14 protein-coding genes and 1 pseudogene are annotated in these 15,721 nt (G+C 62.8%); 4 read left to right on the top strand and 11 right to left on the bottom strand.

What is annotated here, in order from left to right; translation table 11 throughout:
- The first annotated feature begins 112 nt into the window (after positions 1-112).
- A complete protein-coding gene (locus tag PSFL_RS03390) occupies positions 113-1,120 on the top strand; it encodes an NADP-dependent oxidoreductase (RefSeq protein ID WP_057438886.1) in 1,008 nt (335 codons plus the stop codon).
- Positions 1,121-1,277: 157 nt separating this feature from the next.
- On the opposite strand, the pseudogene PSFL_RS03385 reads toward PSFL_RS03390, so the two are convergent.
- The 11 genes and pseudogenes from PSFL_RS03385 to PSFL_RS03335 all read right to left on the bottom strand — a co-directional run.
- Positions 1,278-1,457, bottom strand: a pseudogene (locus PSFL_RS03385) (orotidine 5'-phosphate decarboxylase / HUMPS family protein); the annotation flags it as partial.
- A 40-nt stretch (positions 1,458-1,497) separates the two neighbouring features.
- On the bottom strand, positions 1,498-2,196 hold the full coding sequence (gene pyrF / locus PSFL_RS03380; protein ID WP_057438885.1) for an orotidine-5'-phosphate decarboxylase: 699 nt from the start codon (positions 2,194-2,196) through the stop codon (positions 1,498-1,500).
- 240 nt (positions 2,197-2,436) lie between these two features.
- On the bottom strand, positions 2,437-3,498 hold the full coding sequence (locus PSFL_RS03375) for an AI-2E family transporter (protein WP_057438884.1): 1,062 nt from the start codon (positions 3,496-3,498) through the stop codon (positions 2,437-2,439).
- Between the two features lie 72 nt (positions 3,499-3,570).
- On the bottom strand, positions 3,571-4,389 hold the full coding sequence (locus tag PSFL_RS03370; protein WP_057438883.1) for a DUF4892 domain-containing protein: 819 nt from the start codon (positions 4,387-4,389) through the stop codon (positions 3,571-3,573).
- A 102-nt stretch (positions 4,390-4,491) separates the two neighbouring features.
- Positions 4,492-5,346 (bottom strand): alpha/beta hydrolase, encoded by an 855-nt coding sequence (locus PSFL_RS03365; RefSeq protein ID WP_120734411.1) that lies wholly within the window; start codon positions 5,344-5,346, stop codon positions 4,492-4,494.
- Positions 5,343-6,146 (bottom strand): alpha/beta fold hydrolase, encoded by an 804-nt coding sequence (locus tag PSFL_RS03360; RefSeq protein ID WP_397469682.1) that lies wholly within the window; start codon positions 6,144-6,146, stop codon positions 5,343-5,345. The genes PSFL_RS03365 and PSFL_RS03360 overlap by 4 nt, the downstream gene beginning before the upstream one ends.
- Positions 6,147-6,243: 97 nt before the next feature.
- The gene (locus tag PSFL_RS03355) at positions 6,244-6,687 is read right to left on the bottom strand and encodes a hotdog fold thioesterase (protein ID WP_057438881.1); all 444 of its coding nucleotides are present in this window, start codon (positions 6,685-6,687) and stop codon (positions 6,244-6,246) included.
- A 31-nt stretch (positions 6,688-6,718) separates the two neighbouring features.
- On the bottom strand, positions 6,719-8,386 hold the full coding sequence (locus PSFL_RS03350) for an AMP-binding protein (RefSeq protein WP_057958999.1): 1,668 nt from the start codon (positions 8,384-8,386) through the stop codon (positions 6,719-6,721).
- Between the two features lie 174 nt (positions 8,387-8,560).
- On the bottom strand, positions 8,561-9,010 hold the full coding sequence (gene sixA / locus PSFL_RS03345) for a phosphohistidine phosphatase SixA (protein ID WP_397469681.1): 450 nt from the start codon (positions 9,008-9,010) through the stop codon (positions 8,561-8,563).
- Positions 9,007-9,354, bottom strand: a complete 348-nt coding sequence (locus PSFL_RS03340; RefSeq protein ID WP_057438879.1) for a DUF4389 domain-containing protein — start codon at positions 9,352-9,354, stop codon at positions 9,007-9,009. Before PSFL_RS03340 ends, sixA begins: the two co-directional genes overlap by 4 nt.
- A gap of 10 nt (positions 9,355-9,364) precedes the next feature.
- Positions 9,365-10,390, bottom strand: coding sequence for an NAD(P)H-dependent glycerol-3-phosphate dehydrogenase (locus PSFL_RS03335; protein ID WP_057958997.1), 1,026 nt, complete (start codon positions 10,388-10,390; stop codon positions 9,365-9,367).
- A 195-nt stretch (positions 10,391-10,585) separates the two neighbouring features.
- On the opposite strand from PSFL_RS03335, the gene PSFL_RS03330 reads away from it, so the two are divergent.
- The 3 genes from PSFL_RS03330 to PSFL_RS03320 are packed head-to-tail and all read left to right on the top strand — an operon-like array spanning position 10,586 to position 15,538.
- Positions 10,586-12,706 (top strand): TonB-dependent siderophore receptor, encoded by a 2,121-nt coding sequence (locus tag PSFL_RS03330; RefSeq protein ID WP_200656451.1) that lies wholly within the window; start codon positions 10,586-10,588, stop codon positions 12,704-12,706.
- A gap of 22 nt (positions 12,707-12,728) precedes the next feature.
- Positions 12,729-13,640 carry an ABC transporter substrate-binding protein gene (locus tag PSFL_RS03325; protein WP_397469732.1) on the top strand — a complete coding sequence of 304 codons (912 nt, stop codon included), beginning with the start codon at positions 12,729-12,731 and terminating at the stop codon, positions 13,638-13,640.
- The gene (locus tag PSFL_RS03320) at positions 13,637-15,538 is read left to right on the top strand and encodes an ATP-binding protein (protein ID WP_115127698.1); all 1,902 of its coding nucleotides are present in this window, start codon (positions 13,637-13,639) and stop codon (positions 15,536-15,538) included. Before PSFL_RS03325 ends, PSFL_RS03320 begins: the two co-directional genes overlap by 4 nt.
- Positions 15,539-15,721 lie beyond the last annotated feature (183 nt).

Genomic DNA, 15,721 nt, shown 5'->3' with positions numbered 1-15,721 from the left:
CGGGCCCACTATCAACCCAGCCTATCGCCGGGCATTCGCAGGTATCGGCCGACCTTGCTCCTGGCGCCTGGAAGGTCTATCACTTGAGGTCCATTTATCCAGAGTCCTTGCCATGACTGCCCAGACCAACCGCCAATTCCTGCTTGCCAAACGCCCGGTCGGTGCGGCCACGCGGGACACCTTCACCTACCAGGAAGTGCCGGTGGGCAACCTGGCGGACGGCCAGGTGCTGGTGCGCAACGAATACCTGTCCCTCGACCCAGCCATGCGTGGCTGGATGAATGAAGGCAAGTCCTACATCCCGCCGGTCGCCATCGGCGAAGTCATGCGCGCCTTGGGCGTAGGCCAGGTCATCGCCTCGAACACGCCGAAATTCGCGGTCGGGGACTACGTGAATGGCGCCCTGGGTGTACAGGACTACTTCCTCGGCGAGCCGCGCGGTTTCTATAAGGTCGATCCGAAACTGGCGCCGCTGCCGCGCTATCTGTCGGCGCTGGGCATGACCGGCATGACCGCCTACTTTGCCCTGCTCGACACCGGCGCGCCCAAGGCCGGCGATACCGTAGTGATTTCCGGCGCCGCCGGGGCGGTGGGCAGCATTGCCGGGCAGATCGCCAAGATCAAAGGCTGCCGCGTGGTAGGGATTGCTGGCGGCGCCGACAAGTGCAAGTTTTTGCTGGAGGAACTGGGGTTCGACGCGGCCATCGACTACAAGCACGAAGACGTGCCGGCGGCCCTCAAGCGCGAATGCCCAAAAGGCGTGGACGTGTATTTCGATAACGTCGGCGGCGATATCCTCGACGCCGTGCTCAGCCGCCTCGCGTTGAAGGCGCGGGTGGTGATCTGCGGGGCCATCAGCCAGTACAACAACAAGGAAGCCGTGAAGGGACCGGCCAACTACTTGTCACTGCTGGTCAATCGGGCGCGTATGGAAGGGTTTGTGGTGATGGACCATGCGGCGAACTTTGCCGCCGCCGGGCAGGAAATGGCCGGCTGGATGGCGCAAGGCAAGCTCAAGAGCAAGGAAGATATTGTCGAGGGACTGGAGACGTTCCCTGAAACGCTGATGAAGCTGTTCAACGGCGAGAACTTTGGCAAGTTGGTGCTGAAGGTCAACTGACACCTCACAGCGCCCTTGTGGGATCGAGTGCCAAGCGGCACACCGTAAGCAACTGTGGGAGCTGGCTTGCCTGCGATAGCATCACCTCGGACTGACTGAAAAACCGAGGTGCCTGCATCGCTGGCAAGCCAGCTCCCACATTTTTAGCGCAAAGGCATCAGGCGATTTCGGCAACCACCGCCGCCAGGGCCTTGGCCGGATCGGCCGCCTGGCTGATCGGACGACCGATCACCAAGTAATCAGAACCCGCATCCAGCGCCTGGCGCGGCGTAAGAATCCGCCGCTGATCGTCCTGGGCGCTGCCCGCCGGACGAATCCCCGGGGTCACCAGTTGCAGCGTAGGATGGGCAGTCTCCCACATTTTTAGCGCAAAGGCATCAGGCGATTTCGGCAACCACCGCCGCCAGGGCCTTGGCCGGATCGGCCGCCTGGCTGATCGGACGACCGATCACCAAGTAATCAGAACCCGCATCCAGCGCCTGGCGCGGCGTAAGAATCCGCCGCTGATCGTCCTGGGCGCTGCCCGCCGGACGAATCCCCGGGGTCACCAGTTGCAGCGTAGGATGGGCAGTCTTCAACGCCTGGGCCTCCAGCGCCGAACACACCAGGCCATCGAGGCCGGCCTTCTGCGCCAGGGCCGCCAGACGCAGTACTTGCTCCTGGGGCTCGATATCCAGACCAATACCGGCCAGGTCCTCACGCTCCATGCTGGTCAGCACGGTCACACCGATCAGCAATGGCTTGGGACCGCTGCGCTGATCCAGCACCTCACGGCACGCGGCCATCATGCGCAGGCCGCCGGAACAGTGGACGTTGACCATCCACACGCCCATCTCGGCCGCGGCCTTGACCGCCATCGCGGTGGTGTTGGGGATATCGTGGAATTTCAGGTCGAGGAACACCTCAAAACCCTTGTCACGCAGGGTGCCGACGATTTCTGCGGCACAACTGGTGAACAGCTCCTTGCCGACCTTGACCCGGCAGAGCTTGGGGTCCAACTGGTCAGCCAGCTTCAGTGCGGCGTCACGGGTGGGGTAATCCAGGGCGACGATGATAGGAGTCTGGCAGACGGACATTGGAATGGGCTCTCAGGCAAGTCGAAATCGGCGCGGATTGTAGCGCAAGCAGCGGCTTTGCGGGATCCGATGATCGGTAAATCCTCGGCAAGCGCCTATTTTTCTGGGAGAACCGACTAATATTTCAAGGTAGATACATTCACGACACGCCTGCAACATGCCCCGACAGTAGCCTCGCCCGCAGGTGACGGCAAAAACGTGACTACCCTGGACCTAGCCATTGCCGGCTCCTACAAAGGATCAGCTCACCTTGTCCTCGCGACGAACCTGCGCCTGAGTCGCGCTCCAATCCGTCAACAGGCTATACGCCACCGCCAACAAGGTCGGCCCGATAAACAAGCCGATAAAGCCAAACGCGATCAAGCCACCAAATACCCCCAGCAACACGATCACCAGTGGCAGGTTACCGCCGCGGCTGATCAGGTAGGGCTTGAGCACGTTGTCTACGCCACTGATGATGAATGTGCCCCAGACGCCGAGGAACACCGCGTAGGTGTAATCGCCCTTCCATACCAACCAGGCCGTGGCCGGGATCCAGACCAGGGGCGGGCCCATGGGGATCAGGCTGAGCAGGAAGGTGACGATGCCCAGCACCAGTGCCCCGGGCACGCCGGCAATCAGGAAGCCGATCAGTGCCAGCAATGCCTGGGCGGCGGCGGTGCCGATCACGCCGTTGACCACCCGTTGCACCGTACCGGCCACCAGGTCGATGTAGTAGCCGGCGCGATCACCGATCAAACGCTCCAGCAGGCGGTGGACGAACATCGCCAGGCGTGGCCCGTCGCGGTAGAAAAAGAATACAAACACCAGGCTGAGGGTCAGTTCGAGGATGCCGCCGCCGATCTGCGCGCTGCGGGCCAGCAGCCAGTTGCCGACCTGCCCCAGGTAGGGCTTGATCGTGACCATCAGGGCCGCGCCCTGCTGGTCGATGCTGTCCCACATGCCCACCAGCCGCTCTCCCACAAACGGGATCGAGCCCAGCCAGGTGGGTGCTTCGGGCAGGCCGTCGACCTGGACGTCCTTGATCAGCGCCACGGCATCGCGCACATGGTCGGCCAGGTTGAAGCCCAGCCACACCAGTGGCACTGCCACCAGCAACATCCAGCCCAAGGTCAGGATCCCCGCTGCCAGGGACTCGCGGCCGCCCAGGGCGCGGGTCAACAGGCGCATCAGCGGCCAGCTGGCAAACGCCAGCACCGCGCCCCAGAACAGCGCCGACCAGAACGGCGCCATCACCCAGAAACTGGCACCAAACAGCACCAGGAGCAGGATCTGCACCAGCAGGCGATCATTGTTGAGCATGTGCTTTCTCGAAAAGAAGTCTGTTGAGGGAGAGCTTAGGCGAACGGCGCGGGTCCGTTCGCCCTGGAACGATCAGCGGATCACTTGCAGATGCAGGCCCTGGGTCTCGCCAGTAGCGGTTTCCAGGCGCGCCGCACGCACGCCCTTGTCGATCAGGCCCTGGCGCCAGGCTTCAGCGTTGGGTCCGCTCAAACTGACCCGCAAGGTGGTGTCGAGGTTCAATCCACGGGAAATCAGGGTCAACCATGTTGCGTCGGGCTCAGCCCCCAGCAAAGGGAAATCCAGGTCGCCGGTGCTTTTCAGTTCGCGCAGCAGTGTGGCAGAGGTCGGCAGCAATTGCCCCAATGGCGCGCTGGCGTCCATTTGCTCCACATGCAGGTAAGCCCGGCGATTGCCGCGGGTGATGCCGTACAGCGCCACCAGAGAGTTGTCCTGAGGGGCGGCCAGGCGCAGCAAGAGGAATTCCTGCTGGCCATCGGCGCCGACCAGCTTGGCATTGCCCAACACTTCATTGGCCCAGAGGCTGCTTTCGCCACAATCGCGGGCCTGGCACCAGAACAACAACTGCGCGCCCTGTTCTTGCAACGCCTCGCGCGTGGCTTTGAAGGCCGTGCTGGAACTGTGCTCGGCAGGCAGTTCATAGGTGATGGCGGTTACTTGGCCACGGGCCGTGGCCTGACCGTCGTAGCGCAACTGGCCGCTGATCTTGCGGATCGCGCCCATGGGGTAGATGCGTTCTTTTTCTTCGGCGGGACGGTAGTCGACAATCTGCGCATCCACCTGACGGGCCACGCTGGGCAGATCCTGGCTTCCCGGTAGATCAGCAGCGAAGACCAACGGGCTGATGCAGCACAGCCCAAGCACACGGATAATTCCCTTGGCACTACTCATCGGATCGGTGCGCCTGGGCCGGTGGATGCCTTCGCGGTATTCGGATTGTTCATGGTTGACTCCCTTTCAATCCGCCCAGCCTCGACAGTTGCCCCCGCCAAGTCAAGGCGCGGTGAAGAACCGATTGAAACAGTCTGCAACAAGAACCGCTCCCGACTCGTCATTCAGGTGCAAATGATGGCCACCTGCAAGGGTGGTGACAGTGAACGGCACCTGCGCAAGCAGCTCGGGATGTTTGGCCAGCATGCCTTCTTGCGCGACCACCAACTGTGCAGGGCACGCCACTCGACGCACGAAGGCCATGGCCTGTTCTTCCGTCAGGCGTATTGGCGAGGCCAGGGTCAGGCGGCTGTCACTGCGCCAGGTGTAGCCGCCCGGCACTGGCATCAAGCCGCGCTGGGCCAGGAGTTCCGCGGCTTCACGGCTGACGGCCACCACGCCTTTCATTCGCGCTTCCACCGCCCGGTCGAGGGTGCCGTACACCGGTTTGCGCTTGTCCTGCAGGTTGATTTGCGCCTGCAGGGCCATGCCCAGGCGCTCGGCGGGGTCCTCGCCGGTGGCGGTCGGCGGGATCACGCCGTCGATCAACGCCAAGTGCGTCACGCGCTCCGGCAAGGCCCCGGCCAGCACCGTGGAAACGACTGCCCCCAGGGAGTGGCCAAGTAATGCAAAACGTTTCCAGCCCAGCTGTTCGGCCACTTGCAGCACATCAAACACGTAATCCCACAAGGCGTACCCCGCCCCAGCCGGGCGGTGGGCCGAGTGGCCGTGACCGGCCATGTCCAGGGCGACAATGCGCAAACCCTGCAGCTTGGGCGCCAGGCGCGCAAAGCTGTTGGCGTTGTCCAGCCAGCCATGCAGGGCGATCACCGGCAGGCCGTCTTCCGGGCCGAACAGATGGGCCGCCAGCTCAATGTGCGGCAGGCTCAGGCGCACTTCTTCGACAGGCGTGGTCATGCGCAACTGCGCTCGCGGGCTTTCCAACGGGTAAACAGGTTCTTGATCAGGGTCGCCGTGTCCTGCGGCCGCTCCAGGGGAAACATGTGGCCGCCGGGCATGGTCAGCATCTCGCCCATGGGCAGGCGTGCGACGCCGCTGGCGTGATGGCGCATCACCACCCGGCTCTGCCGGCCGCGTACTACGGCCAGTGGCACTTTCAATTGGCGGGTCTGGCCGGGGCTGGTGTGTGGCACGCCCCGATAAATGCTGATTTCCGTGGCCGGGTCGAACCGCAGGCGCAGGCGATCGCCGACCTGGTGCAGACCATGTTGCAGGTAGGCCTCCAGGCAGTCCGGGTCAAACCCGCGAAACAGTGTCTTGCCGGAAAAATACTGACGCGCAGCGTCCAGGTCGCTGAACTCTTCGCGCCGGCCCAGGGTGCGGCCAGCCGGGGTCAGGCGGTCGATCAGGCCAAAACGCTTGGCCGCGCGGATCACCCAGCGGTCAGCCAGGGTCAGCACCGGCGAGTCGAGCATCACCACCCCGCGATACAACTGCGGGCAACGCAGGGCCGCGTGCAAATGCAGCACCCCGCCCAATGAGTGGCCGACGCCCCACACCGGCTCCGGCTGCTGCTCCAGGTGGTGGATCAGTTCGTCCACCAGGTTCTGCCAGTTGTCATCCACCGGAAACCGCGGGTCGTGGCCGTGCTGCGACAGGTGCGCCACCGCGTACTCCGGGGCCAGGGCATCGAACAATTTGCCGTAGGTCGCCGAAGGAAAGCCATTGGCATGAGTGAAAAACACATGTTGCGACATAACCAACCCATCATCCAAAACAGAATTCGATTGTCCTCACGCCTGGCCGCTACAGCAATGACTGTAACTGCCAGGAATGATGACACTCACGCCACACCTATCGCGCCGGCGGGTTCTCGCCCAGGGGCACCACGGCCATGGTCAGGCGCGACACACAACTGGCCTTGCCCTCGTCACTGGTCAGGCGGATGTCCCAGACATGGGTGGTGCGCCCGATATGGATCGCCCGGGCCACCGCCGTCACCCGCCCGGAACGCAGGCCACGCAGGTGGTTGGCGTTGATTTCCAGGCCCACGCAATAGAACTTGCTGGCGTCGATGCACAGGTAGCTGGCCATGGAGCCGACCGTTTCGGCCAACACCACCGAGGCCCCACCGTGCAGCAAGCCATAGGGTTGATGGGTGCGGTGGTCGATCACCATGCTGGCGGTCAGGGACTGGTCGTCGAAGGTCTCGAAACGGATATCCAGCACTTCACCAATGGTGTTTTTCTGGATGGCATTGAGTTGCTCGATATTGGGGAGGGTGCGCCACAGGCTCATTGCAGTGTCCTTGTTGATTTTATTTGGGTGCTCAATCCTGCCACAGCACTGCCTCGGAACGTGCGCTCCAGGCCTGGAACTGTGGGCCGTAGGTTGACTCGATCACGTTGCGCTTGATCTTCAGGGTCGGTGTCAGAAAGCCGTTTTCCACGGCCCAACTGTCTTTCACCACCACCAGTTGACGCAAGCGCTCATGTTTATCCAGCACCTGGTTGACCTCTTCCAGCAGGCGCTCCAGGCTGCCATGCAAAGATTGCCGGGCCTCGCCGGCGGCCTCCTGCTGGCCCACTGCAGACAGCACGCACAAACCCATCGGCGCGCTCAGGCCATCACCGACCACACACACCTGCTCAATGCGCCCGTGCTCCGCCAGGCGGTTTTCGATGGGGGCCGGGGCGACGTACTTGCCCTTGCTGGTCTTGAAGATCTCCTTGAGCCGCCCGGTCAGGCGCAGGCGGCCTTCGGCATCCTGCTCGCCCTTGTCGCCGGTACGCAGGAAGCCGTCTTCGGTGAGGGTCTCGGCAGTCTTCTGCGGGTCCTTGAAGTAACCGAGCATGGTCGCGCCGCTGCGCACCTGGACTTCACCGGCCGGGTCAATGCGCACCTCCACGTCCGGGCACGGAAGGCCGATCCAGCCAATCTTCTGCTGGCCGGGGCGACAGACATGGGAATAACCACAGCTTTCGGTCATGCCATACACCTCCAGCACATCCAGGCCCAGGCGCAGGTACCAGCGCAGCAACGCCTCGGGCACCGGCGCCGCGCCGGACAGGGCCACCCGCACCGCGTCCAGGCCAAGCCCGGCGAGCACCTTGCGCCCGACGCGCTTGCCGATAAATGGCAGGCGCAATAGCAGCTCAAGGCGTTTTTCCGGGATTTTGCCGTACACCCCCATCTGGAACTTGGTCCAGATCCGTGGCACGCCGAACAAGGCCGTGGGCCGGGCGCGTTGCAGGTCGGTGAGGAAGGTGTCGAGGCTTTCGGCAAAAAACACCGTTTGCCCGGTGTAGATCGCAGCCATCTCGACAAACATGCGCTCGGCCACATGGCACAGCGGCAGGTAGGACAGCAGCCGGTCGCCCTCCCCCAGGCCGAACAGCTCGGTGCCTCGGGTTGCCGCAAACGCCAGGGCGCCGAAGGTGTGCATCACGCCTTTGGGCAGGCCGGTAGTGCCGGAGGTGTAAATGATGGTGGCCAGGTCCGTGGCAGCCGGCGCCGGGTCATCCTGGATCGGTGAGCAGGCCTGCAGGTCGGCCCAAGTGAAGTCGAACGGGCCCTCGGGGCACAGCGGCAGGCTGATGGTCGCAAGCCCGGCCTTGATGCCTGGGGCCATGGCCGGCCAGTCGTCGAGCTTGCCGATAAACACCAACGCCGCCTCGGAGTGCTCCAGCACATGGGCCACGGAGTCGGCGGTGAGGTTGGGGTACAGCGGCACCGAGACATGCCCGGCCATCCAGATCGCCAGGTCGGCGATAATCCAGTGCGCGCAGTTTTTCGAGATCAGGGCAATGTGCGAGCCCTGGGGCAACTCCCGTGCCCGTAGCCAATGGGCGGCGCAACGGGCCTGGTGGCCGACCTCGCCCCAGGTGAGGGTCTGCACCTCGCCGCCACCCGTGGGCTGGACCAGGAAGCGCTGGCGCGGATGGCGCGCCTCACGTTCAAAGAAGACCTGCAGCGGCAAACGAAAAGCGACAGACATGGGACGCGCTCCTGTGTGTTCCGATGGTAGCCAACCAAGCACTTGCTTGGTGGACTATTCCATGCACACAGGAGCACTGCAAGTCGCTTGCAGGCAGAACGCAATCAAACTGTGGGAAAGGGCTTGTGTGCGAGCAAGCCCGCTCCCACAGTTGATTGTGTTGTGCCTTAAAAATCAGGGGTTTTTCACGTTGTTGAGGCTCATCAGCCCCGCCAGCGGGAAGTCCCCTTCCAGCTCCGCCAGGCTGGCGGTGTGCATCGGTTGCGGCTGGCGCTGGTGCCCGTGCTGCAAAAAGCTGATCAGGTTGCCCACCAAAGGCTGATGGCTGACCAGCAGCACATTGTCATCGGTGTCGAGTTTTTCCAGGACTTGCAGGGGGTTGCCGTCCGGCGTCAGCCACGACACGGTGCGGATTTCTGGCACAAACCCCAACGCCTCGCGCACCAATTGGGCGGTCTGTTGCGCCCGCACATAAGGGCTGGCGATGATCGCGCCGATGGGCTGGCCGATCAGGTGCGCGGCGCTGTGCAGCACTTCTTCGCGGCCACGCTCGGTCAGGTTGCGCTGGGCATCGCTGGGTGCATGGGACTCGGCTTCACCGTGGCGCAACACCCACAGCTTCATAGCTTGGGCTCCTCATCGCGCACCGGGTGCGGGGCTGGCGGCACGCTGTGGGCGGCTTCGCCTTCCGGGGCGCGCGGGGTTGGCCAATCGGCAAAGGGCCAGGGTTTCTGCTCACTGTGGAAGCTGCCAAAACGGCCAATCTGCGCGAGGAACTGGCTGAGGCTGTCGCCAAAGTTCATCAGGCCCAGGTTCGGTGCGCCGTAGATCAGGCGGTAGATCAATTGCACCACCACCAACGCCCCGAGGATGAACTGCGCTACTTGCCAGACCAGGGCAAACACCAGCATCCACAGGATGCGCAGGGCAATGGATTCATACTTGGGTGCTGCTTTCGGATCGTTCATCGCGGGTTCCTCAGTTGAAACCACTGGTGGAAATAAAGTCGACATCAGTCTTGGGCTCGGCACGCATCAGCAACTCGATGACCTGGTTCAAGGTGCGCCCTTCGAACAGGATCGCGTGCAGGCCGGCGACCAACGGCATATAGACCCCGGTTTCCTGGGCCTTGGCCTTCAGTACTTTGAGAGTATTGACCCCTTCGGCCACTTCACCCAGGCGGGTGACGGCATCTTCCAGGCTCAGGCCCTGGCCCAGGGCGAAACCGACCTGATAGTTGCGGCTTTTCGGTGACGAACAGGTGACGATCAAGTCGCCCACCCCGGCCAGGCCAAGGAAGGTCATGGGGTTGGCGCCCTGGTTGACCGCAAAGCGGGTCATTTCCGCCAAGGCGCGGGTAATCAGCATGCTCTTGGTGTTTTCCCCCATGCCCAGGGCCACCGCCATGCCGGCGATGATGGCGTAGACGTTTTTCAGCGCGCCGCCCAGCTCTACGCCAAAGCGGTCAGCACTGGCATAGACACGGAAGGTACGGCCATGCAGCACGGCCTGCACCTGTTCGCACAAGGCCTCGTCTTCACTGGCGACCACGGTCGCGGTCAAGGCATGTTCGGCCACTTCCCGCGCCAGGTTCGGCCCGGAGAGCACACCAATGCGCGCCTGGGGCGCGATTTCTTCGAGGATTTCGCTCATCAGCTTGAAGGTCTGGGCCTCGATACCTTTGGTCAAGCTGACCAGCATCTTGCCCGCCAGCCGCTCGGCATGGGGCGCCAGCACCGAGCGCAGGGCACTGGAGGGCAGCGCAACGAAGCACAGGTCGCAGTCATCCAGGGTGGCCTGCAGGTCCGTGACCGGCGTGACCGCAGCGTGAATCTTGATGCCCTTGAGGTAACGGGGGTTTTCGCGGTTGACCCGGATGGCCTCGGCCTGTTCGGGATCGCGCATCCACTGGCGCACCTGATGGCCGTTTTCGGCCAGCAGATTAGCCACGGCGGTACCAAAACTTCCGCCTCCCAGGACCGCAATTGGGCGCTGTTCAGTCATATGCAATCCGTTAATCCATAAGCAGTGGCGATGGCGGCATTATACGGGCCGGCCAGACGGCGACCAGCCCTTCTGTGTTTTCCGCATTTGTCGGAAAATGGCCGAATAGACCACAGTAATTGCGATGGTGCCGACTGGCAAAAGCGCCCGCCTCAGTTAACATGGGCGGCTATCCGCAATTATCAAGGCCGTGCCGTGTATTTGGGCCCTCCTCCTCGTTCATCTCTGTTTCTGGCGCTGTTGGTCAGCACACCGTTGCTGGCCGACGATCTGTTCCTCGACAACCAGCCACTGCCCCAGGTCCTGACGGCGACCCGACTCAAGCAGTCGGCCGCCGCGGTACCTGGCAGCATGACGGTGATCGACAGCGAACTGATCAAGGCCAGCGGCGCGCGGGATATCGCCGAGTTGCTGCGCCTGGTGCCGGGGATGATGGTGGGCTACACCTCGGGCAACCAGGCTGCCGTCAACTATCACGGCACCAACGCCAGCGAAGCGCGGCGCATGCAGGTGCTGATCGACGGCCGCTCGGTGTACCGCGCCGGCCTGGCCACGGTGGACTGGAGCGATATTCCGGTGGCCATGGAGGATATCGAGCGGATCGAGGTGTTCCGTGGGCCCAATACCGTCAGCTACGGCGCCAATGCGCTGATGGCGGTGGTCAATATCCTCACCCGCTCGCCGGCCAACAGCCAGGGCACTCGGATGAAAATGATCCGGGGCGAGCGCGGGATCAACGATTGGTATGCCAGCCAGGGCCTGGGCTGGGACACCGGCAACCTGCGGCTGTCGCTGTCCGGGCAGCAGGATGACGGCTTTGACAGCAACCGCGTGGGTGCCGACTACCGCGACAGCCGGCGCCTGAGCCGCTTCAGCCTGAAGGTCAGCCAGACCCTCGACCAGCAGCAAAGCATCGACTGGCAGATCAACGCCAAGGAAGGGACCAACCAGCGGCCATACACCTACAAGCCGGTATTTGCCGGGATTACCGATGGCGGTACCGATTCCGACGTCAGCGCCAAGGACTACGCCGCCTCCCTGCGCTGGAACTTCGATTTCAATCCCGACCACAGCCTGTATATCCAGGGCTCGGCGCAGCAATGGGATCGCCGGCAGATCTGGAAAGCCTGTGATGCCAAGGTCTCGTTCAGCCCGCAGTTGACGCAACTGTGGCAAATGAACCCCAACTACGCTGAAAAGTTGGCGCGGCACATAAAGGATTTTGAAAACGGCAGCCCACCACCCGGCTCCCCTGCCGAGCAGGCATTGGCCGAAGAAGTCCTGAAACAGTGGAATAACGGCGGCAAGGAAAGTGTCTGCGGCAATATCGACCAAAGCACCAAGGAAAGCCGCTACGACCTGGAAGTGCAGGACACCCTGAGCCTGTCCGACAGCCTGCGCCTGGTCAGCGGCATGAATTACCGCTACGACCGCGCCGATTCCGACACCTACTTCAATGGCCGGCTGGACGACACCACCTGGCGCCTGTTCGGCCACCTCGAATGGCGCGCCAGCGAACACTGGCTGTTGCAGGGCGGGGCGATGTATGAAAACACCCAACTGAGCGATAGCTCGCTGACGCCCAGGGTCGCGATCAACTACCTGATCAACCCGCGCCACGGGCTGCGGGCGGTGTACTCCGAAGCCATCCGCTCGCCGGACATGTTCGAGAACAACGTCAATTGGAGCTATAAGGTCACCAACCTCAGTTCCCCCACCTACGGGCAGAACTCCGGCCAGTATTTCGTCAAGACCCGGGGCCCGGGCAACCTCGACAAGGAACTGATGCGCTCCCGGGAACTGGGCTATAACGGCTTTTTTGCGGATTTCGGGCTGAACCTCGACGTCAAGCTGTTCTATGACGAAATCACCGGCATGATCAGCGAGCCCCTGCGCAATAACCAGTACATCGCCAGCAACAGTAACAGCTCGCGGTTTACCGGCACCGAAACCCAGCTGGACTGGCACCTGAGTGCCGCCGACCGCCTGCGCCTGACCTATGCTTACGTAGATGCCCACGCCAGCAACGCGCTGGACCGGCAACAGACCGCGCGCAACAGCGGCTCAGCCGGCTGGATGCGCGAGTGGGGGCAAGGCTGGTCCAGCGCGCTGTTCTATTATGGCAACGACGCACTCAACCAATATCGCTTTGAACGGGTCGATATGCGGGTCGCCAAACGCATCGCCCTGGGCAAGGCCAACCTGGAGCTGGCCGGCATGCTGCAACAACGCCTCGACCGCCAGCCCACTACCCATGTCGACAATAACTACGACCAGCGCCATGTCCTCTACTTCAGCGCGGAGTTAGAGTTCTGACATGAACCCTGCCCAGTCAAGGATGACCGCCCTCTTCGGCGCCAGGTTCTGGCGCCGCTGCCTGCTGCTCGTCAGCCTGGCATTGGCCGTGCCCGCGTGGAGCGCCGAAATCCTACTGACCGCCGCCGAGGATGGACCCGGCGTGCAGGCATTCACCCAGGCCCTGCGCGAACAGCGCCCCGCCGATAGCGTCACCTTCAAGGCCCTGCAAGACATGCCCGCCCCCGGCCAATTACCGACCAGCACCCGCCTGATCCTGCTGGATCTGCCGAGCCTCGACTGGCGCCTGCAGGACCCCCAGGGCCCGGCCACCCTGGTGCTGCGCATCAGTCGCCTGCAAGCCCGCGAGCGCCTGGGCAGCCATGTGCCCGGCAAGATCAGCCTGCTGTGGAGCGATCCGCCCCTGGACCGGCAGCTGCGCCTGATCGCCAATATCCTGCCCCAGGCCCGGCGCATTGGCGTGCTGTACGGTAGCGACAGCGAATTCCTGCTGCCGGAACTGCGCCAGCATGCCGCAGCTCTGGACCTGGAAATCGTCGCCCAGCACTGGGACAACATTAATGACAGCCGCCCGCTGCTCAGCCTGTTTAAAAACAGCGATGTATTGCTGGGGCTGGATGATCCCCAACTGTACAACCCGAAAACCGTGAAAAACCTGCTGTTGAGCAGCTACGCCAGACAACTGCCACTGATCGGTCCCAATGCCGGCTTCGTGCGGGCGGGCAGTCTGGCCAGTACCTACAGCGATCAGGCCGACTGGTTGAATGTGCTTGACCGCCTGCTCGATCACGCGCCGGCCGCCTGGCCGCGCTCGCTGTACCCGGAACACTTTAAAGTCGTGGGCAACCCGCAAGTGGCGCGCTCGCTGGGGATCGAAGTGGTGGACGAGACCACCGTCGCAACCCGATTGGCCGAAGGGGAAAAACACCCATGACCTTGGTTCGCCGCTGGGATATCAACACCCGCACCCAGATCATCACCCTGGGCCCGGCCCTGTTACTGACGCTGCTACTGATCAGCTTCTTTACCTTCGTGCGGATCCAGGACTTGCGCCAGGAACTGGACCACACCGGCCAACTGATCGCCAACCAGTTGGCCCCGGCCACCGAGTACGGGGTGATCTCCGGCAACAATGACGTGCTCGACAGCCTGCTGCGGGCGACGCTGGCCACGCCCCATGTGCGTTTCCTGGAAATCCAGGACAGCGCGGAAAACATCCTGGTGTATGTCGAGCAGCCGTCGGAAAAGCATGACCGTTCGCTGTCGGTGAAAGTCTTCCAGGCGCCGATTCGCCTGCAGCATATCCAGCTGGGCAACGATTTTTTCCAGGACAGCACCGCGCAACCCAAGGCGCCACGGGCCGACTATCTGGGACGGGTGATTGTCGGCATGTCCAATGACGCCTTCAGCCAGCGCCAACAGGAAATCCTCTTCAAGGCCGGGATCCTCGCGCTGTTTGCCCTACTGTTCACCTTCCTCCTGGCGCGCCGCCTGGCCTCCAGCCTGTCGCAACCGATCAGCGCCATGGGCCATGCGGTCAAGGCAATCCAGCAGGGTGATTACAAGACCCCGCTGCCGATTGTCGACGACTCCGAGCTGGGCGACCTGTCACGGCATATCAACAACCTTGCCGAAGGCCTGCACCATGCCAGTCGCGAACAGCAGCAGGCCATGGCGCAGTTGATTCAGACGCGGGAGGAAGCCGAGCGCGCCAACAGCGCCAAATCCGACTTCCTGGCGATGATGAGCCATGAACTGCGCACGCCGATGAATGGCGTACTGGGCATGCTGCAACTGCTCGAAACCACCGCCATGACCGACGAGCAGACCGAGTACGCCGCGCTGGCCTCGGAGTCCACCGAACACTTGCTCAAAGTCATCAACGATATTCTCGATTTCTCGCGTATCGAACGCTCGGCCCTGGAGCTTGAGCATATTCCGTTCAACCTGGTGGACCTGATCAACAGCTGCGCCCAGGCCTTCCAGCACAGCGCCATACAGCGCGGGCTGGTCCTGGAGTTGCCGATCCCGCCGGGCATGGAAGCGCTGCGCGTGCAGGGCGACCCGACGCGGATCCGGCAGATCCTGGTGAACCTGATCGGTAATGCGCTGAAATTCACCGAACAAGGCACGGTCAGCGTCGAGCCGAACTGGCAGACCCTGGACCACGAACTGCTGTGGTTCACCTGCACCGTGCGCGACACCGGGATTGGTATTTCGGCCGAGCGCCTGGAACTGATGTTCGACGCCTTTCAACAGGCAGACAGCTCTATCTCCAGGCGTTACGGCGGCACCGGCCTGGGCCTGCCGATTGCCCGGACCCTGGCCGAGCGCATGGGTGGCACCTTGCGCGCCCAGAGCGAGGAAGGCCTGGGATCGGTGTTTACCCTGGAAATTCCCCTGGCGATCTGCCAGCAGAGCCTGCCGCAGATTGCTCCGGACGCGCAGCACAAAGCCGGCGCCGGTGAAGGCCGCCATGTGTTGCTGGTGGAAGACAACCCGGTCAACCGCACCGTGGTCCAAGCCATGCTGCGTAGCCTGGGGTTTGAGGTGAGCGTCGCCACCGACGGCGCCGAAGCGATCCGCAGTGCCGAGAGCCTGATCTTCACCGCGATCCTGATGGATTGCCGGCTGCCGGTGATCGACGGTTATGACGCCACCCGCCAGATCCGCCAATTGCCCGGCTGCGCCGACCTGCCGATCATTGCCCTGACGGCCAATGCGTTACAGGGTGATCGCGAAGCCTGCCTGGCCGCCGGAATGAACGATTACCTGGCCAAGCCGTTCAAACGCACGGATTTGCAGCAAATCCTACAGCGCTGGGTGCATTAGATGGGCAGCATCAGCCAACTGCGACTGGCGTGAAAGACGAAAGTGCGGCAGTCTTAGGCACCCGAGCGGGCCTATAAATGAGTCCGGTTTAAAATTTCAGTGCACAAGTGTACATTCATGTCCTTGATGCTGTGACTTTCACTACAACGCAATAGTCTACCTGTAGGCTGCCGACGTGAGGCA

Source organism: Pseudomonas sp. DD1, from assembly GCF_044510355.1.
Taxonomy (GTDB): domain Bacteria; phylum Pseudomonadota; class Gammaproteobacteria; order Pseudomonadales; family Pseudomonadaceae; genus Aquipseudomonas; species Aquipseudomonas shahriarae.
Note: the sequence above shows the minus strand (reverse complement) of the source record. Positions and strands in the feature narration are given on the sequence as shown.

Excerpts from the sequence above, each read along its gene's own strand:
- sixA (WP_397469681.1), bottom strand. The coding sequence starts at position 9,010 with ATGAAGCTGTGGGTGTTGCGCCACGGTGAAGCCGAGTCCCATGCACCC.
- PSFL_RS03360 (WP_397469682.1), bottom strand. The coding sequence starts at position 6,146 with ATGTCGCAACATGTGTTTTTCACTCATGCCAATGGCTTTCCTTCGGCG.
- PSFL_RS03370 (WP_057438883.1), bottom strand. The coding sequence starts at position 4,389 with ATGAGTAGTGCCAAGGGAATTATCCGTGTGCTTGGGCTGTGCTGCATC.
- PSFL_RS03390 (WP_057438886.1), top strand. The coding sequence starts at position 113 with ATGACTGCCCAGACCAACCGCCAATTCCTGCTTGCCAAACGCCCGGTC.
- PSFL_RS03335 (WP_057958997.1), bottom strand. The coding sequence starts at position 10,390 with ATGACTGAACAGCGCCCAATTGCGGTCCTGGGAGGCGGAAGTTTTGGT.
- PSFL_RS03320 (WP_115127698.1), top strand. The coding sequence starts at position 13,637 with ATGACCTTGGTTCGCCGCTGGGATATCAACACCCGCACCCAGATCATC.
- PSFL_RS03350 (WP_057958999.1), bottom strand. The coding sequence starts at position 8,386 with ATGTCTGTCGCTTTTCGTTTGCCGCTGCAGGTCTTCTTTGAACGTGAG.
- pyrF (WP_057438885.1), bottom strand. The coding sequence starts at position 2,196 with ATGTCCGTCTGCCAGACTCCTATCATCGTCGCCCTGGATTACCCCACC.
- PSFL_RS03375 (WP_057438884.1), bottom strand. The coding sequence starts at position 3,498 with ATGCTCAACAATGATCGCCTGCTGGTGCAGATCCTGCTCCTGGTGCTG.
- PSFL_RS03365 (WP_120734411.1), bottom strand. The coding sequence starts at position 5,346 with ATGACCACGCCTGTCGAAGAAGTGCGCCTGAGCCTGCCGCACATTGAG.
- PSFL_RS03340 (WP_057438879.1), bottom strand. The coding sequence starts at position 9,354 with ATGAACGATCCGAAAGCAGCACCCAAGTATGAATCCATTGCCCTGCGC.
- PSFL_RS03325 (WP_397469732.1), top strand. The coding sequence starts at position 12,729 with ATGACCGCCCTCTTCGGCGCCAGGTTCTGGCGCCGCTGCCTGCTGCTC.
- PSFL_RS03355 (WP_057438881.1), bottom strand. The coding sequence starts at position 6,687 with ATGAGCCTGTGGCGCACCCTCCCCAATATCGAGCAACTCAATGCCATC.